Origin of the sequence: Rhodococcus sp. HM1 (genome assembly GCF_023218075.1) — a bacterium.
Classification (GTDB): domain Bacteria; phylum Actinomycetota; class Actinomycetes; order Mycobacteriales; family Mycobacteriaceae; genus Rhodococcus.
Genome location: NZ_JALPTB010000006.1, coordinates 70,054 through 86,445, shown reverse-complemented (window position 1 = coordinate 86,445; position 16,392 = coordinate 70,054). Strand labels below are relative to the sequence as shown.

The window sequence follows — 16,392 nt, the reverse complement described above, 5'->3', positions numbered from 1 at the left end:
CAGGAGCGCATTCGGTGTTCGAATCCCTTTCCGACAGGTTGACCGGGGTCCTGAAGGACCTGCGCGGCAAGGGGCGCCTCTCCGATGCCGACATCGACGCCACGTGCCGCGAGATCCGTCTCGCCCTGCTCGAGGCCGACGTCGCGCTGCCGGTGGTGCGCGCGTTCATCGCGAAGATCAAGCAGCGCGCCAAGGGTGCCGAGGTGCACGGCGCGCTGAACCCGGCCCAGCAGGTCGTCAAGATCGTCAACGAGGAACTCGTCGGGATCCTCGGCGGCGAGACCCGCCGCCTGCGGCTCGCGAAGAACCCGCCGACGGTGATCATGCTCGCCGGTCTGCAGGGTGCCGGTAAGACCACGCTCGCCGGCAAGCTCGCGGCCTGGCTCAAGGGGCAGGGACACACCCCGCTGCTGGTCGCGTGCGACCTGCAGCGCCCCGGTGCCGTCAGCCAGCTCCAGATCGTCGGTGAGCGCGCCGGCGTGACCGTGTTCGCGCCGCACCCGGGGACCTCGATCGGTGGCGGCGAGAACGAGCTCGGTGTGTCGGCCGCCGACCCGGTCGCCGTCGCGAAGTCCGGCATCGAGGAAGCCCGCAACAAGCAGTACGACGTGGTCATCGTCGACACCGCCGGCCGCCTCGGCATCGACGAGGAGCTGATGGCGCAGGCCGCGAACATCCGCGATGCCGTGCAGCCGGACGAGACCCTGTTCGTGCTCGACGCGATGATCGGCCAGGACGCGGTGAGCACCGCCGAGGCGTTCCGCGCCGGTGTCGGCTTCACCGGCGTCGTGCTCACCAAGCTCGACGGTGACGCCCGCGGTGGTGCGGCGCTGAGCGTGCGCGAGCTGACCGGGCAGCCGATCCTGTTCGCGTCCACCGGCGAGAAGCTCGAGGACTTCGACGTCTTCCATCCCGAGCGCATGGCCAGCCGCATCCTCGGCATGGGCGACGTGCTCACCCTCATCGAGCAGGCCGAGCAGGTCTTCGACGCCGAACAGGCCGAGAAGACCGCCTCCAAGATCGGCTCCGGGGAACTCACCCTCGAGGACTTCCTCGAGCAGATGATGGCCGTCCGCAAGATGGGCCCGATCGCGAACCTGCTGGGCATGCTGCCCGGCGCCGGCCAGATGAAGGACGCGCTCGCCAACGTCGACGAGAAGCAGCTCGACCGCATCCAGGCGATCATCCGCGGCATGACCCCGGAGGAACGCGCCGATCCGAAGATCATCAACGCGTCCCGGCGGCTGCGCATCGCGAACGGTTCGGGCGTGAAGGTCTCCGACGTCAACCAGCTCGTCGACCGCTTCTTCGAAGCCCGCAAGATGATGGCGGCGATGGCCGGTCGCATGGGCATGCCCGGCGCCCGCAAGAACCAGCGCAGCAACAAGAAGGGCAAGAAGGGCAAGAAGGGCGGTCGCGGACCGACCCCGCCGAAGATCAAGGGCGGATTCCCCGGCGGGCTCCCGGCCGGGTTCCCGGGTGCGGGCGGCGGCATGCCGGCCGGCTTCCCGGATCTGTCCAACATGCCGAAGGGTCTCGACGAACTGCCCCCGGGCCTCGAGGGTTTCGACCTGTCGAAACTGAAGCTGCCGAAGAACTAGATCCACCGAAGAACCGACGCTGCCGGATCCCACCCCGATGCCGGATTCGTCCGGGCGGGGTGGGATCTGGCAGAATGGTTCGCTGTCGTCGCATCCGGTTCCGTACCGCGCGGCGGTCACAGGTTAGAGGCAAAACCGGGCGTGCCAGAAGGGCGCGTCGTCCGAATTGCACGTGACATGCGCGTTCGCGCGCTCGAAGGGAAAACAGCAGTGGCTGTCAAGATCAAGCTCACCCGCCTCGGCAAGATCCGCAACCCCCAGTACCGCATCGTGGTCGCGGACTCGCGTACCCGCCGCAACGGCCGGGCCATCGAGACGATCGGCAAGTACCACCCGAAGGAAGAGCCCTCGCTGATCGAGGTCGACTCCGAGCGTGCGCAGTACTGGCTGGGTGTCGGCGCGCAGCCGACCGAGCCCGTCCTGAACCTCCTCAAGATCACCGGTGACTGGCAGAAGTTCAAGGGCCTGCCGGGCGCCGAGGGCACCCTGAAGAAGGCGGAGGCGAAGCCGACCAAGCTCGAGCTGTTCCAGGCCGCGCTCGCGCAGGCCGAGAACGAGCCCGCTGCCGAGGCCATCACGCCCAAGAAGAAGAAGGCCGCCAAGGACGAGGCTGCCGAGGCTCCCGCCGAGGCCGCCGACGCCGAGTCCACCGAGGCTGCCGAGTAATGAGTGCCGTTGTCGCCGATGCCGTCGAGCATCTCGTTCGTGGGATCGTCGCCAACCCCGACGACGTGCGGGTCGAGCTGATCACCGGCCGTCGGGGGCGCACCGTCGAGGTGCACGTGCACCCCGACGATCTCGGCAAGGTGATCGGTCGCGGTGGGCGCACCGCGACCGCACTGCGGACCCTCGTCACCGGCATCGGTGGTCGCGGGATCCGCGTCGACGTCGTCGACACCGACCAGTAGGCGAGCGGCAGTGGAGCTCGTCGTGGGCCGTGTGGTCAAGTCGCACGGCATCAAGGGTGAAGTGGTCGTCGAGGTTCGCACCGACGAACCCGAGGAGCGTTTCGCCGTCGGCGCCGAGCTGCGTGGCCGCAAGCCCCGCGAGCAGACCCTGCACACGTACACGGTGGAAGCCGCCCGGGAACACTCCGGGCGGCTTCTGCTGCGTCTGCGTCAGGTCGCCGACCGCAATGCCGCCGATGCCCTCCGTGGCACGCTGTTCGTCGTCGACAGCTCCGAGCTGCCGCCGAGCGACGATCCCGACGAGTTCTACGACCACGAACTCGAAGGGCTCACCGTCCGGATCGTCGAGGGACGGCCCGACGGCGGCACCGAGGTCGGTACCGTCCGCGAGGTGCTGCACACCGCCGCGGGCGAACTGCTCGCGATCCGGCCGGCCGGTTCGGATCGGGGCGAGCTGTTGATCCCGTTCGTGACGGCGATCGTGCCGACCGTCTCGATCGCCACCGGCATCATCGAGATCGACCCGCCCGAGGGGCTGCTCGACCCCGACTTCGGCGAGCCCCCGGCTCGTGAAAAAGGCCAGGCTCGTGGAAAAGACAAGGGAGACAAGTAGTTCCGTGCGACTCGATGTCGTCACCATCTTCCCCGAGTACCTCGAGCCGTTGCGCGCGGCGCTGCTCGGTAAAGCCATCGACAAGGGCCTGATCTCCGTCGGCGTCCACAACCTGCGCGACTGGACCCACGACGTGCACAAGGCCGTCGACGACTCCCCGTACGGGGGAGGGCCCGGCATGGTGATGAAGCCGACCGTGTGGGGACCGGCGCTCGACGACGTCCTCGCCGGACCGGACGGCGAACCCGACCCCGACGTGCTGCTCGTCGTCCCCACCCCGGCCGGAGTGCCGTTCACCCAGGAAACCGCGCACCGCTGGTCCGGTGAGAAGCGGATCGTGTTCGCGTGCGGCCGCTACGAGGGCATCGACCAGCGGGTGTTCGACGACGCCGCACGGCGCGTGCGCGTCGAAGAGGTCAGCATCGGCGACTACGTGCTCATCGGCGGGGAGGTCGCGGTCCTCGTCATGGTCGAGGCGGTCGTCCGGCTGCTGCCCGGTGTGCTCGGCAATCAGCAGTCGCACCAAGAGGATTCGTTCTCCGACGGCCTGCTCGAAGGACCGAGCTACACGCGCCCGGCGAGTTGGCGCGGTCTCGACGTGCCGCCCGTGCTGCTGTCCGGCGACCACGCCAAGGTCGCGCAGTGGCGCCGCGAACAGTCCCTGATCCGCACCCGCGAACGCCGCCCCGACCTCCTGGCGGACACACCGGGCGACTGAATCCGCTTCCCGCTCAGCGGGTCTCGGAACTACGGGCCTCGGACGACGGGGTCTCGGACGAGGGCCGGATCGCCCGCGTCAGTGCGCCGGCTGCCCGAACGCCTCCTGGACCACCAGGGTCACCGTGTCACGCGCGTGCGCCGCGCTCGCATCGTCGGTGACGTCGACCAGCGCAGTGTCCGGCAACGGTGTCCACTCCGCCGGGTCGGGATCGTCGTAGTGCACCTTCTCGCGGGACAGCACCGCGACCACGTAACGGTGGTCGTCGCCGAAGAATCCGGTCGACAGGTGGATCCAGTTGCCGTCCACGCAGCACATCCAGCCCTGCTTGACGCCCAGCTCCGTCGCCTCGGGCAGCCCGTCGGGCAGTCCGAAACGCTGGTCGTATCCGTCGGAACCGGCTGGTTCGAAGTCGAGCAGATGGCCCACGATCGTCGCGGTGCCGCGCTCGTCCAGTCCGGAGGTGCCGCCCAGCACGGCGTCGTACCAGGTGAGCAGATCGGACGCGGTGGTGACGGTGTTCCACCAGTTCCCGTCGTACGGGGCGCTGGTGTCGGTCAGGCCGTGCCGGTGGACGACCCGATCGACGATCTCGCTACCGCCGTAGCGTGACCACAGATCGCTCGCCGCGGAATCGTCCGAACGCGAGAGCATGGCCGCGATCTCGTCGTATTCCCCCTCGCCGAGCGCGATCTCGCCGGTGCCCGCCCGGAACAGCAGGTCGTCGGCGATGAACAGCTTGACCACCGACGCCGTCTCGATCGGCTCGTCCGCGCCGGCCACCGTACGCGACCCGGTTTCGCGATCGAGCAGCGCGACCGTGACCCGCGCGCCTCGCTGGGCGTCGGCCAGGGCGGCGGCAGCGACCACCCGGTCGGTCAGGGCCTGCACCTTCATCGTGTAGGGCACCTCGGGAGCGGGCACCGGAAGGATCTCCACGGTCGGATTCGGGGCGGTGACCCCGACCATGAGAACCTCGGAATCGGAGGACACCGAGCCGCAGGCCACCGCGGTCGCTGCCGCGAACAGCAACGAGACGATCGATCGGCGTCTGCCCCGAGGCCCGGACATCAGGTGCTCCTACTCCCATTGTGCGGTGACGCCGACGTCCCCGGTATCCAGTTTTCCTCGCGCGTCGCGCGAGGATGACGCGATGAGGATAGCGGTAGGGTTCGACGTCGTGACGACTGCTCTCAAGACCGTTAACCAGCGCCTCGCCGAGGAACTCGACGTCCGGGAGAATCAGGTGGCCGCAGCGGTCGACCTGCTCGACGGCGGAGCCACGGTGCCGTTCATCGCCCGGTACCGCAAGGAAGTGACCGGAGCCCTCGACGACGCCCAGCTTCGGCAGCTCGACGAACGGTTGCGCTATCTGCGCGAACTCGACGAGCGGCGCGCAGCGATCCTCGAATCGATCGAGGGCCAGGGCAAGCTCGACGACCACCTGCGCGGACAGATCATGCTCGCCGACACCAAGGCGCGGCTCGAGGACATCTACCTGCCGTTCAAACCCAAGCGGCGCACCAAGGCGCAGATCGCGCGGGAAGCGGGGCACGAACCGGTCGCCGACGCGCTCATCGGGGATCCGACGACCGATCCCGCGCAGTACACGGCCGAACAACTCGACGGTGCCCGCGCCATCCTCGTCGAACGGTTCGCCGAGGACGCCGACCTGGTGGGGGAACTGCGCGAGGCGATGTGGTCGCGTGGCCGGCTGGTCTCGGCCGTGCGCCCGGGCAAGGAGACCGAGGGCGCGAAGTTCGCCGACTACTTCGAATTCTCCGAGCCGTTCACGGATCTGCCGTCGCATCGCATCCTCGCGGTGTTGCGCGGCGAGAAGGAAGAGGTGCTGAGTCTCACCCTCGAACCGGACAGCGACGAGCCGCAGCCGGGGGAGCGCACCTACTTCGAGGGCCGCATCGCCGCCCGGTTCGGCATCGCCGACCAGGGCCGCGCCGCCGACAAGTGGCTGCTCGACACCGTGCGCTGGGCGTGGCGCACCAAACTGCTCGTCTCCCTCGGTCTCGACACGAGGATGCGGCTGCGGCAGTCCGCCGAGCAGGACGCCGTCGACGTGTTCGCCGCGAACCTGCGCGACCTGCTGCTCGCCGCACCTGCGGGTACCCGGCCGACGATGGGCCTGGACCCCGGTTTCCGGACCGGCACGAAGGTCGCGGTCGTCGACGCCACCGGCAAGGTCGTCGACCATGCGACGATCTACCCGCACCAGCCGCACAACAAGTGGGATCAGGCGCTCGCGACGCTCGCGGGTCTGGTCGCGAAGCACGGCGTCGAACTCGTCGCGATCGGCAACGGGACCGCGTCCCGCGAGACGGACGCCCTCGCCACCGAGCTGATCGCGAAGTCCGGTGCGACGAACCTGACGAAGATCGTCGTGTCCGAGGCCGGCGCCTCCGTGTACTCGGCGTCCGCCTACGCCTCGCAGGAACTGCCCGACCTGGACGTGTCCATCCGGGGTGCGGTGTCCATCGCCCGGCGGCTGCAGGACCCGCTCGCCGAACTCGTCAAGATCGACCCGAAGTCGATCGGCGTCGGCCAGTACCAGCACGACGTGTCCGAGACCCTGCTGGCGCGTTCGCTCGGCGCGGTCGTCGAGGACGCGGTGAACGCCGTCGGTGTGGACGTGAACACCGCGTCGGTGCCGCTGCTCGCGCGTGTGTCGGGCATCTCGGGGTCCCTCGCCGAGAGCATCGTCGCGCACCGCGACCAGAACGGCCCGTTCCGCACCCGCACGGCGCTCAAGGACGTGGCGCGGCTCGGCCCGAAGGCGTTCGAGCAGTGCGCGGGCTTCCTGCGCATCCCCAACGGCGACGACCCGCTCGACAGTTCCGCGGTGCACCCCGAGGCCTACCCGGTGGTGCGGCGCATCGTCGAGCGCACCGGCAGCACCGTGCGGGAACTGATCGGCAACACCACTGCGCTGCGCGCGGTGCGGCCCACCGAGTTCGTCGACGACCGATTCGGTCTGCCGACCGTCACCGACATCATCGCCGAACTCGAGAAGCCCGGCCGCGACCCGCGGCCGGAGTTCAAGACCGCGACCTTCGCGGCCGGCATCGAGAAGGTCGCCGATCTGAAGCCGGGCATGGTGCTCGAGGGCGTGGTCACCAACGTCGCCGCGTTCGGTGCCTTCGTCGACGTCGGCGTCCACCAGGACGGCCTGGTGCACGTGTCGGCGATGTCGCGCAGCTTCGTCAAGGACCCGCACGACGTCGTCAAGTCCGGTGAGGTCGTCAAGGTCAAGGTGCTCGACGTGGACGTGCCGCGTCAGCGCATCAGCCTCACGTTGCGCCTCGACGACGAGATCCCCGCCGGCGACGGCAACGGCGGTGCGGCCCCGTCCGCGCGCGGCGCAGCCCGCCCCGGCGGTCAGCAGCGCCGCAACCCGCGGCAGGGCGGTGGGAACCCGGGCGGCGGCCGGCAGAGCGGGGGACGGCAGGGATCGCGGGATCGCCGGTCCGACTCGGCGCCCGCTTCCGGGTCGATGGCCGACGCACTGCGCCGCGCCGGATTCGGGAAGTAAAAGTGGCGGGCCGGGGTTCGTGTCGGGTCACCGGCGCGGCCCCGGCCTGACATGCTTGGAGCCATGCGGTCGACGGTGGTGGCGCCATGAGCGATTGGCTCCGGCACGAGATCATCGACAGAGGGCGGCTGCCCCTGCTCTTCTTCCTCCTGGGGTTCCTCGCTGCGTTCCTGTTCATCCGGCTCAGCGTGCGACTGATCCGCGCCCAGGTGCGCTGGTGGCCCGGGAACGTCACGCCGGGTGGTCAGCACGTGCACCACGTCGTTTTCGGTGTGGTCACCATGGTGATCTCCGGCGGTGCGCTCATCGCCGTCTACGAGAACGGGAGCCAGGTCACCGGTGCCGCGCTGGCGACGTGCTTCGGGATCGGCACCGCCCTGACCCTCGACGAGTTCGCGCTGATCTTCTACCTGAACGACGTCTACTGGGAGGAGGAGGGGCGGGTCTCGGTCGACGCGGTGTTCGTCGCATTGGCCGTGACCGGTCTGGTGCTGCTCGGCGTGCAGCCGTTGGAGCTGGCCGACGTCACCGATTTCAACGAAAGCACCTCGTGGGGTGTTCGCGCGGGCATCATCGCATCGGCGCTGATCAACCTGGCGCTCGCGGCGATCGTGCTGCTCAAGGGCAAGATCTGGACAGGGCTGATCGGGCTGTTCTTCCTGCCCTTGCTGCTCGTCGGCGCGATCCGCCTGTCGCGGCCGGGAGCTCCGTGGGCGCGGTGGCGGTATCAGGGCAGGCCTCGCAAGATGCGCCGCTCGATCGCCCGTGAACGCCGCTACCGCCGGCCGATGATCCGGGCGAAGATCTTCGTGCAGGACCTCGTCGCCGGGCAGCCCACGCTCGACACCGTGCGGGACAGCGTGGAGCATTCGCGGGTCGCCGCGGAAGCCGAACTCGACCGCACCGTGCACGCAGCGCCCCCACCGATTTCATCGACCGGCGTTGCATCTGGCACAATTGACGGGTTGCCCGGATCGGGCACGCCTACCTGACCTGGGTACGAACCAGTCGAGCCCCGCCCGAAGGCGGCCGCCGCTCGGTTCCTCTGCTCGAGCGAACAAGAGGATGAACAACCGATGAACACCCTGGACTTTCTGGACGCCAAGTCCCTGCGCGACGACATCCCGGAGTTCCGTCCCGGTGACACGCTGAACGTGCACGTCAAGGTTATCGAGGGCTCGAAGGAGCGCGTGCAGGTCTTCAAGGGCGTCGTGATCCGGCGTCAGGGCGGCGGTGTCCGCGAGACCTTCACCGTTCGCAAGGTGTCGTTCGGCGTCGGCGTCGAGCGGACCTTCCCGGTCCACAGCCCCAACCTCGCGAAGATCGAGGTCGTCACCCGCGGTGACGTGCGTCGCGCCAAGCTGTACTACCTGCGCGACCTGCGCGGCAAGGCCGCCAAGATCAAGGAAAAGCGCTGAGCGCTCACGCCTGATCCCACGGTTCACACGAAGCCCGGTCCGGACATTCCCGGACCGGGCTTCGTGGCGTGTGTGGTGTCCGCGCAGTCGAGTAGAGCCCAGACGCTAGTCTGATCCGGTGGCAGAAACACCGCAGGATCCGGCCGCGCCGGAGTCGCAGGACCGCCTCGCCCAGCGGGGATCCGGAGATCGACAGACCATCGGTTCCCGAGAGCGGAAGGATTCGGGGGAAACCAAGAAGCAGAAGTCGTTCTGGCGAGAACTGCCACTGCTGATCGTCGTCGCACTCGTCCTGAGTTTCCTTCTCCAGACATTCATCGCGCGGGTCTACCTGATTCCCTCGGAGTCGATGGAACCGACACTGCACGGCTGCGAGGGGTGTACCGGCGACCGCATCGTCGTCGAGAAGATCAGCTACCGGTTCGGGGATCCGCGGCCCGGCGACGTCATCGTCTTCAAGGGCCCGGATTCGTGGTCCACCGGATACAAGTCGACGCGCTCGGACAACGTCGTCATCCGCGGGATCCAGGAGGTGGGTTCGCTGGTCGGCCTCGTCCCGCCGGACGAGAACGACCTCGTCAAGCGTGTCATCGCCGTCGGCGGACAGACCGTCGAATGCTGCGACGACCAGGGCCGGGTCCTCGTCGACGGCAAGCCGCTCGACGAGCCGTACGTCAAGATGGACTTCCCGTTCACCCCGGGCGTGCTCACCTGCGAGACCGAGATGAAGTCCGGCCGCTGCTTCGGCCCGGTCACCGTTCCCGAAGGCCACGTGTGGGTCATGGGCGACAACCGCAGCAACTCGGCGGATTCGCGCTGGCACGTCGGAGACGAGAACCAGGGCACCATTCCGTTGGACAATGTGATCGGCAAGGCCCGCATGATCGTGCTGCCGCCCGGTCGCTGGGGCATGATCGACTCACCGGAGATCCAGTAATCGTGAACGGTTGGCCACCTCGCCCCGTCGTCCGCCGGTCCTCGGGCCTGTGGACGATGGAATCGACGCTGACCCGCTGCGGTCTCGGACCCGTCGCCGGCGTCGACGAGGCCGGTCGCGGCGCGTGCGCCGGCCCGCTGGTCATCGCGGCCTGCGTCCTCGGACCGAAACCGCACCCGTCGCTCGCGCGGCTCGACGACTCGAAGAAGCTCACCGAGAAGGCGCGCGAGGAACTGTTCCCGATCATCCAGCGTCGTGCGGTGGCGTCCAGCGTCGTCGTGGTTCCCGCGGCGGAGGTCGACGCCATCGGCGTGCACGTCGCGAACATCGAGGGCATGCGCCGCGCGGTCGCGGGACTGGCGACCCCGCTCGGGTACGTCCTCACCGACGGTTTCCGGGTGCCGGGCCTCCCGGCGGCGTCGCTGCCGGTGATCGGTGGGGACGCGGCCGCGGCCTGCATCGCCGCGGCGAGTGTCCTCGCGAAGGTCACCCGTGACCGGATGATGATCGAACTCGACGAGGAACTGCCCGGCTACGGGTTCGCCGTCCACAAGGGCTACAGCACCGCCTTCCACATGGCCGCGCTGCGCGAGCTGGGACCGAGCCACGAGCATCGGCGGTCCTGGGCGAACGTCCGGGCGGTCGTCGGCGCGCGGGAGAATTCCCGGCGATTCGATTCCGACGAGGCGGATGCGGGATGATGGCAGGACACACCAGAACGGGAGGACACCGAGACCGATGAGTGCCGAGGATCTCGAGAAGTACGAAACCGAGATGGAACTCTCGCTTTACCGGGAGTACCGGGACATCGTCGGTCAGTTCGCCTACGTGGTGGAGACCGAGCGCCGCTTCTACCTGGCGAACGCCGTCGAGCTGATCCCGCAGAACGTCGGTGGCGAAGTCTATTTCGAAGTGCGCATGTCGGATGCGTGGGTGTGGGACATGTACCGCCCCGCTCGCTTCGTCAAGCACGTCCGAGTCATCACGTTCAAGGACGTCAACATCGAGGAGCTGGACAAGCCGGAACTGCGGCTGCCCGACAAGCTGGGCTGACGGCGCTCGTTCCGATCCACGACGCGATTCGGAATCCGCCCACGCTGTAGCGTGAGCGATTCGCACTCACCGCGTCGATCGTCGGGCCGGGCGAGCAGATTGCGTACGTAGTCGGAGCTGGTCCCGTGGTTCGACACCATCCAGAACTCGTTCGCCGACGATGCAGCCGTCGACAGGCGTTCGCCGCACCGCGCCGCTGCGTCGACCGACGGTTTCGAGAAGCGTCTGCTGAGGAAGGCGGACGGCGACCGGATTCGCAACATGCTTGTGCATCCGGTCGTCGCAACGCCGCCGGAAGTTCTGCATCGACCGGGGGAGACCGCTCATGTGCCGATCGTAGGTCGTCGGCCCGGAAATCTCCGGGCGTCCATACACGCCGCATCCGACAGATTCCGCGCCCACGGTGCTCCGGGGACAGGGTTGTCCACAGGCGGGTGATTCATCCACAGATTCCGCCGAATTCGGTTTCTCGGGTTCTGCGTCGCCCCCTGCTTCCGCACAGTGGAGGTCACGCAGGGGAGGAGCACGGATGGGACGCAATCAACAGTTGGGGGCGCGCGGGGAGGACCTGGCCGCCGAGTTTCTCGAATCTGCCGGAATGGTGGTGCTCGAACGCAATTGGCGCTGCCGCTACGGCGAACTGGACCTCATCGCCCGGGACGGGGCGGTGCTCGTGTTCGTCGAGGTCAAGACGCGCACGGGCCTCGGCTACGGCAGCCCCGCCGAGGCGGTGACACCGGAGAAGGCCGACCGGATCCGGCGCCTCGCCGGCCTGTGGCTGGCCGAGCAGGAGACGCGGTGGCGCCGCATCCGCGTCGACGTCGTCACCGTCCTGGTCGGTGAACCGGGTGCGCCGATGATCACGCACCTGAAGCAGGTGCTGTGATGGCACTGGGACGAGCATTCTCGGTCGCCGTCACCGGTGTCGACGGCCAGGTCGTGGAAATCGAAGCCGACATCGGCCGGGGCCTGCCCGGCGTCAAGATGGTCGGACTGCCGGACGCGGCCCTGCAGGAATCCCGCGATCGGGTGCGCGCGGCGGTGACGAATTCCGGTGGGGAATGGCCAGATTCGAAGGTGGTGCTGGCGCTGTCGCCCGCGACGCTACCGAAGGTCGGCAGCGTGTACGACGTCGCACTCGCCTGTGCCGTGCTCAACGCGGCGAAAGCGCTTCCGCTCGAAGCACTGACGAGGACGATCCTGATCGGGGAACTGGCCCTGGACGGACGGATCCGTCCGGTCCGTGGGGTGTTGCCCGCGGTCCTGGCGGCCGCCCGCGCCGGATGGGCGCGCATCGTCGTACCCACGGCGACGATGGCCGAGGCGGGACTGGTGAACGGCATCGACGTGTTCGGCGCCGACACTCTCACCGAGGTCGTGCTGTGGCTGCGCGGGGACGGGCCGCTGCATCGTCCCGACGCGAACCCGGTGCCGGAACGCCCGGTACGGGCGGATCTGAGCGAGGTGGTCGGGCAACTCGAGGCGCGGCGCGCCATCGAGGTCGCCGCCGCGGGAGCACATCACCTCATGCTCACCGGTCCACCGGGCATCGGGAAAACCATGTTGGCTCAACGCCTTCCGGGCATCCTGCCGATCCTGTCGGAGGAGCATGCACTCGAGGTCACCGCGATCCACTCGGTTGCCGGCACGCTCAGCCCGGATCGGCCCCTGGTCCTGGATCCACCGTTCATCGCTCCGCACCACACCGCATCGGTCAGCTCTCTCATCGGTGGCGGCACCGGCATGGCGAAACCCGGCGCGGTGAGCCGGGCACACCGCGGCGTGCTGTTCCTCGACGAGGTCGCCGAGATGGGACTCAAGACACTCGAAGCGCTCCGCACCCCACTCGAAGACGGGGAAGTGCGGATCGCGCGTCGCGACGGAGTTGCCCGTTATCCGGCGAGATTCCAGCTGATCCTCGCCGCGAATCCGTGCCCATGTGCACCGCCGCGCGATGCCGATTGCGTGTGCGCGCCGACCGCGCGTCGCCGCTATCTGGGCAAGCTGTCCGGGCCGCTGCTCGATCGCGTCGATCTGCGGGTGCGGATGGAATCCGTCGCGACGAGCGCGTTGATGGGTGATACGGGGGAGAGCACCGAGGACGTCCGCGCCCGCGTCGCGCGGGCTCGAGCGGCCGCCGCCGAGAGATGGTCGGAGTTCGGCTGGTCCACCAACGCCGAGGTTCCCGGACCGGCGCTGCGACAGAAATTCCGCTTGTCACCGGCCGCGCTCAAACCCGTCGAATGGGCGCTGCGGAAGGGCGCAATCACCGCACGCGGGGCAGACCGGGCAATCAGAGTTGCCTGGACGGTCGGGGATCTCGCCGGACTCGACAGACCGGGGGAGACGGAGGTCGCGGCGGCACTCGACTTCCGGGACAGGGGAGTCGCATGAGCGCGCAGGACCCGCGCCGCCTCGCGTGGGCCTATCTGTCGACGGTGGCGCAGGGAGCGTCGCGACGCCTCGCGGATGCGATCGCGCAGCACGGACCCGAAGCGATCGCCGACGCGGTGCGCGACGGCACACACGGGGCGGGGATCTCCCGTCGCACCCGGGCACGGGCGCACCTGGACACCGCCGCCGCAGATCTCGAGATGGTGGCCCGGCTCGGCGGACGGCTCGTCACACCGGACGACGCGGAATGGCCTGCGTGGCAATTCCTGTCGTTCGACGCCCTCACCGGCGGCGCCGATTCCGACACCGGCCCGTTGGCGTTGTGGGTGCTGGGCAACCGGCCGCTCGACGAACTGTTCGAACGCGCGGTCGCGGTCGTCGGCACGCGCGCCGCGAGCGGTTACGGAGAACACGTCACGGCCGAGATCGCCGGTGATCTCGCGGTCGACGGCTGGACTGTGGTGTCGGGTGCGGCGTTCGGTGTCGATGCCGCGGCGCACCGCGCGGCGCTCGGCGTCGGCGGCACGACCGTCGCGGTGCTCGCGTGTGGCGTGGACCGAGCGTATCCGTCCGCGCACACGGTGATGCTGCGCCGGATCGCCGAGCAGGGGGCGGTGATCAGCGAGTATCCGCCCGGCACCACGCCGGCCCGATACCGGTTCCTGGCGCGCAACCGGTTGGTCGCGGGGGTGAGCAGCGCGGTCGTGGTCGTCGAAGCCGGTTGGCGCAGCGGAGCCCGGAACACCGCGTCGTGGGCGCGGCGGCTCGGGCGCCCGGTGCTGGCGGTGCCCGGCCCGGTCACGTCGGCGGCCTCGCAAGGTTGCCATCGGATGATCCGGGAGGGGGAGGCGACGCTGGTGGGGAATGCCCGCGAGGTGGTCGAGGCGGCCGGTTCGATCGGTGTCGCCGACGACGGGGACGCGTCGTGGCACCGTGCGCTGGACGGCCTTTCCGGTGACATGGAACTGGTGTACGAGGCGTTTCCCGCGGTCGGACCGAGCAGTGTCGCGGAACTGTCCGAGTCGGCCGGTCTGGACGTCGACCGGGTCCGTGCGGCATTGCCGATGCTCGAGATGGCCGGATTGGTCTCGCGCGACGACACGGGCTGGTCGCGTCGCGGAGCAGCACCGGACGAGGCCCTCGGCATGTAGGGTCTCGAGTTAGGTAACCCTGATTAATGGAGGTGGCAGGTGGCCCGAAAGGCACCGAAATCGACGGAGCTGACCGTGGTGCGGACCGAACGACTTTCCGACCATCTGGCCCGCGTGTACTTCGGCGGTCCGGGATTTGCGCAGTTCGAACCGAGCGTCTTCACCGACTCCTACGTGAAGATCGAACTCGAATCGGCGGATGGTCCCGTCGTGCGCACGTACACGGTGCGGTCCGTCGACACCGAGCGTCGCGAGATCGCGATCGACTTCGTCGTCCACGGAGATCAGGGCGTCGCCGGACCCTGGGCGGTGTCGGCGCAGCCGGGTGACACCGTCGTCGTCAGGGGACCGGGCGGCGCCTACCGTCCCGACCCGGACGCCGACTGGCACCTGCTCGCCGGCGACGAAACCGCGATCCCCGCGATCGCGGCCGCGCTCGAATCCCTCGCGCCCGACGCGACCGGACGGGTGTTCATCGAGGTCGCCGGTGCCGACGACGAGATCCCGTTGACCGCTCCGGCCGGTGTCGAGATCACCTGGCTGCACCGCGGAACCGACGCGGGATCCGTCGGCGAGGACCGTGCGGGAGCGAACGCGCCGCTGGTCGCCGCGGTGACCGGTGCGCAGTGGCTGCCCGGTGAGGTGCACGCCTTCGTGCACGGCGAGGCCGAGACCGTGATGCACCATCTGCGCCCGTACATCCGCAGGGAACGCGGCGTGCCCGCGGCCCGCGCGTCGATCTCCGGCTACTGGAAGCGCGGCCGGACCGAGGAGACGTTCCGCGAATGGAAGCGTGAACTGGCTGCGAGCGAAGCAGTCTGAGGTTTCACTCCTCGACGGTGCGGTCGTGGGGCTCGCGTGTCAGCGTCAGCAGCGCGGTGAGCGCGAGCCCCCCGCACACCACGATCGCCAGGGCCATCGGCACCGCGGTGTCCTCGCCGCCCAACCCCACCAGCGGGGACACGACGGCCGCGAGGCCGAACTGGCATGCGCCCATGAGCGCCGAACCGGTGCCGGCGGCCGAGGGAACCTGGCCCTGACCCAGCGCTGTCGCGTTGCCCATGACGAAACCGAGGCTCGTGACACACACCCACAGCAGCGGCAGGATCACCCAGCGTTCGGTACCCGCGAACATCGCCGCGAGCAGCAGCGCGATCCCGGCTGCGAAGTGCACGGTCACGCCGAACCGCAGCAGTGCGCGGACCTCGATTCGCCCGATCAGCCGCGTGTTGACGACATTGGCGCCGACCAGTCCGATCGAGTTGGCCGCGAAGACCATCGAGAACTGGCCCGGTGACAGTCCCAGCAGATCCTGGGTGACGAACGCCGACGCCGAGATGTAGGCGAACATCGCGCCGAAACCCAACGCGAACGTGGCGGCGTAGCCGACGAACCGGCGGTTGCGGACGACATAGCCGAAGTTCCGGGCGAGCGCGCTCAATCCGCCGCCGTGACGCTTTTCCGGCGGCAGCGATTCGGGGACGAACATGAGCACACCGAGCGTCATCACCACGGCCACGGCCGCCAGAACCCAGAAGATGCCGCGCCACCCGATCGGGCCGAGCAAGGCGCCACCGAGCAGCGGCGCGACGATCGGTGCCACACCACCGATGATCATCATGATGCCGAACAGTCTCGCCGCGGAGTTGCCCCTCGCGCGGTCGGCGATGACCGCACGCGCGAGCACAATGCCGATGCCACCGCTGAATCCCTGGATCAATCGGGCCCCCACCAGCACCTCGATCGTCGGAGCCGTCGCGCACAGCACGCTGCTCAGTGCGAGCACCACGGTGCCCGCGAGCAACAGCCGCCGGCGTCCCCAGCTGTCGGACAGCGGTCCGACGATCAACTGTCCCGCGCCGAGCCCGGCCATGAACGTCGTCAGGGTGAGCTGAACTCCGACGGTCGTGGTGCCCAGGCTTTCCGACATGATCGGCAGGCCGGGCAGATACATATCCGTGGCGAGCGGCGCGATCGCCGACAGCAGCGCCAGTGCGAACAGCATCGGCAGGGGAATTGTTTTACTCACGAACTAACCCTAGTGGTCGGTCGTCC

At 68.9% G+C, this 16,392-nt stretch carries 18 protein-coding genes; 15 read left to right on the top strand and 3 right to left on the bottom strand.

Annotated elements, in window-relative coordinates; all coding sequences use genetic code 11:
- The first annotated feature begins 14 nt into the window (after nucleotides 1-14).
- The 5 genes from ffh (at nucleotide 15) to trmD (ending at nucleotide 3,840) form a co-directional block, all read left to right on the top strand.
- Complete coding sequence (gene ffh, locus M1M07_RS05505; protein WP_248673524.1) at nucleotides 15-1,601, top strand: signal recognition particle protein; 1,587 nt, start codon at nucleotides 15-17, stop codon at nucleotides 1,599-1,601.
- Nucleotides 1,602-1,811: 210 nt separating this feature from the next.
- Nucleotides 1,812-2,267, top strand: coding sequence for a 30S ribosomal protein S16 (gene rpsP / locus M1M07_RS05500; protein WP_197256133.1), 456 nt, complete (start codon nucleotides 1,812-1,814; stop codon nucleotides 2,265-2,267).
- Entirely contained in the window at nucleotides 2,267-2,509 is a 243-nt protein-coding gene (locus M1M07_RS05495) for an RNA-binding protein (protein WP_068160502.1), read from the top strand. Before rpsP ends, M1M07_RS05495 begins: the two co-directional genes overlap by 1 nt.
- A gap of 10 nt (nucleotides 2,510-2,519) precedes the next feature.
- Nucleotides 2,520-3,122 (top strand): ribosome maturation factor RimM, encoded by a 603-nt coding sequence (gene rimM, locus M1M07_RS05490; protein ID WP_248673523.1) that lies wholly within the window; start codon nucleotides 2,520-2,522, stop codon nucleotides 3,120-3,122.
- A 4-nt stretch (nucleotides 3,123-3,126) separates the two neighbouring features.
- Entirely contained in the window at nucleotides 3,127-3,840 is a 714-nt protein-coding gene (gene trmD, locus M1M07_RS05485) for a tRNA (guanosine(37)-N1)-methyltransferase TrmD (RefSeq protein WP_248673522.1), read from the top strand.
- Between the two features lie 78 nt (nucleotides 3,841-3,918).
- Here trmD and M1M07_RS05480 read toward each other — a convergent pair whose 3' ends face one another.
- Complete coding sequence (locus M1M07_RS05480) at nucleotides 3,919-4,911, bottom strand: class A beta-lactamase-related serine hydrolase (RefSeq protein ID WP_248673521.1); 993 nt, start codon at nucleotides 4,909-4,911, stop codon at nucleotides 3,919-3,921.
- A 109-nt stretch (nucleotides 4,912-5,020) separates the two neighbouring features.
- Here M1M07_RS05480 and M1M07_RS05475 point away from each other — a divergent pair, with 109 nt between their 5' ends.
- From M1M07_RS05475 to M1M07_RS05450, 6 genes are all read left to right on the top strand, one after another.
- Nucleotides 5,021-7,384, top strand: a complete 2,364-nt coding sequence (locus tag M1M07_RS05475; protein ID WP_248673520.1) for a Tex family protein — start codon at nucleotides 5,021-5,023, stop codon at nucleotides 7,382-7,384.
- Nucleotides 7,385-7,470: 86 nt separating this feature from the next.
- Nucleotides 7,471-8,376, top strand: coding sequence for a hypothetical protein (locus M1M07_RS05470; RefSeq protein ID WP_248673519.1), 906 nt, complete (start codon nucleotides 7,471-7,473; stop codon nucleotides 8,374-8,376).
- Nucleotides 8,377-8,460: 84 nt separating this feature from the next.
- Entirely contained in the window at nucleotides 8,461-8,802 is a 342-nt protein-coding gene (gene rplS / locus M1M07_RS05465; protein ID WP_197251248.1) for a 50S ribosomal protein L19, read from the top strand.
- Nucleotides 8,803-9,001: 199 nt separating this feature from the next.
- Nucleotides 9,002-9,739 (top strand): signal peptidase I, encoded by a 738-nt coding sequence (gene lepB / locus M1M07_RS05460; RefSeq protein WP_248673561.1) that lies wholly within the window; start codon nucleotides 9,002-9,004, stop codon nucleotides 9,737-9,739.
- Nucleotides 9,740-9,741: 2 nt separating this feature from the next.
- Entirely contained in the window at nucleotides 9,742-10,440 is a 699-nt protein-coding gene (locus M1M07_RS05455) for a ribonuclease HII (RefSeq protein ID WP_248673518.1), read from the top strand.
- A 37-nt stretch (nucleotides 10,441-10,477) separates the two neighbouring features.
- The gene (locus M1M07_RS05450) at nucleotides 10,478-10,792 is read left to right on the top strand and encodes a DUF2469 domain-containing protein (protein ID WP_068160521.1); all 315 of its coding nucleotides are present in this window, start codon (nucleotides 10,478-10,480) and stop codon (nucleotides 10,790-10,792) included.
- 66 nt (nucleotides 10,793-10,858) lie between these two features.
- On the opposite strand, the gene M1M07_RS33185 is transcribed toward M1M07_RS05450, so the two are convergent.
- Nucleotides 10,859-11,065 carry a nitroreductase/quinone reductase family protein gene (locus M1M07_RS33185; protein ID WP_368862556.1) on the bottom strand — a complete coding sequence of 69 codons (207 nt, stop codon included), beginning with the start codon at nucleotides 11,063-11,065 and terminating at the stop codon, nucleotides 10,859-10,861.
- 256 nt (nucleotides 11,066-11,321) lie between these two features.
- Here M1M07_RS33185 and M1M07_RS05445 point away from each other — a divergent pair, with 256 nt between their 5' ends.
- Genes M1M07_RS05445 through M1M07_RS05430 form a run of 4 tightly spaced genes read left to right on the top strand, consistent with a single transcriptional unit; the run spans nucleotide 11,322 to nucleotide 15,159 of the window.
- Nucleotides 11,322-11,678 (top strand): YraN family protein, encoded by a 357-nt coding sequence (locus M1M07_RS05445; RefSeq protein WP_197251250.1) that lies wholly within the window; start codon nucleotides 11,322-11,324, stop codon nucleotides 11,676-11,678.
- Nucleotides 11,678-13,186, top strand: a complete 1,509-nt coding sequence (locus M1M07_RS05440) for a YifB family Mg chelatase-like AAA ATPase (protein ID WP_197251251.1) — start codon at nucleotides 11,678-11,680, stop codon at nucleotides 13,184-13,186. Before M1M07_RS05445 ends, M1M07_RS05440 begins: the two co-directional genes overlap by 1 nt.
- The gene (gene dprA / locus M1M07_RS05435; RefSeq protein ID WP_197251252.1) at nucleotides 13,183-14,337 is read left to right on the top strand and encodes a DNA-processing protein DprA; all 1,155 of its coding nucleotides are present in this window, start codon (nucleotides 13,183-13,185) and stop codon (nucleotides 14,335-14,337) included. The genes M1M07_RS05440 and dprA overlap by 4 nt, the downstream gene beginning before the upstream one ends.
- 39 nt (nucleotides 14,338-14,376) lie before the next feature.
- The gene (locus M1M07_RS05430; protein ID WP_197251253.1) at nucleotides 14,377-15,159 is read left to right on the top strand and encodes a siderophore-interacting protein; all 783 of its coding nucleotides are present in this window, start codon (nucleotides 14,377-14,379) and stop codon (nucleotides 15,157-15,159) included.
- 4 nt (nucleotides 15,160-15,163) lie between these two features.
- Here the strand turns inward: M1M07_RS05430 and M1M07_RS05425 are convergent, their stop codons facing one another.
- Nucleotides 15,164-16,342, bottom strand: a complete 1,179-nt coding sequence (locus tag M1M07_RS05425) for a multidrug effflux MFS transporter (protein WP_197251254.1) — start codon at nucleotides 16,340-16,342, stop codon at nucleotides 15,164-15,166.
- Between the last annotated feature and the right edge of the window lie 50 nt (nucleotides 16,343-16,392).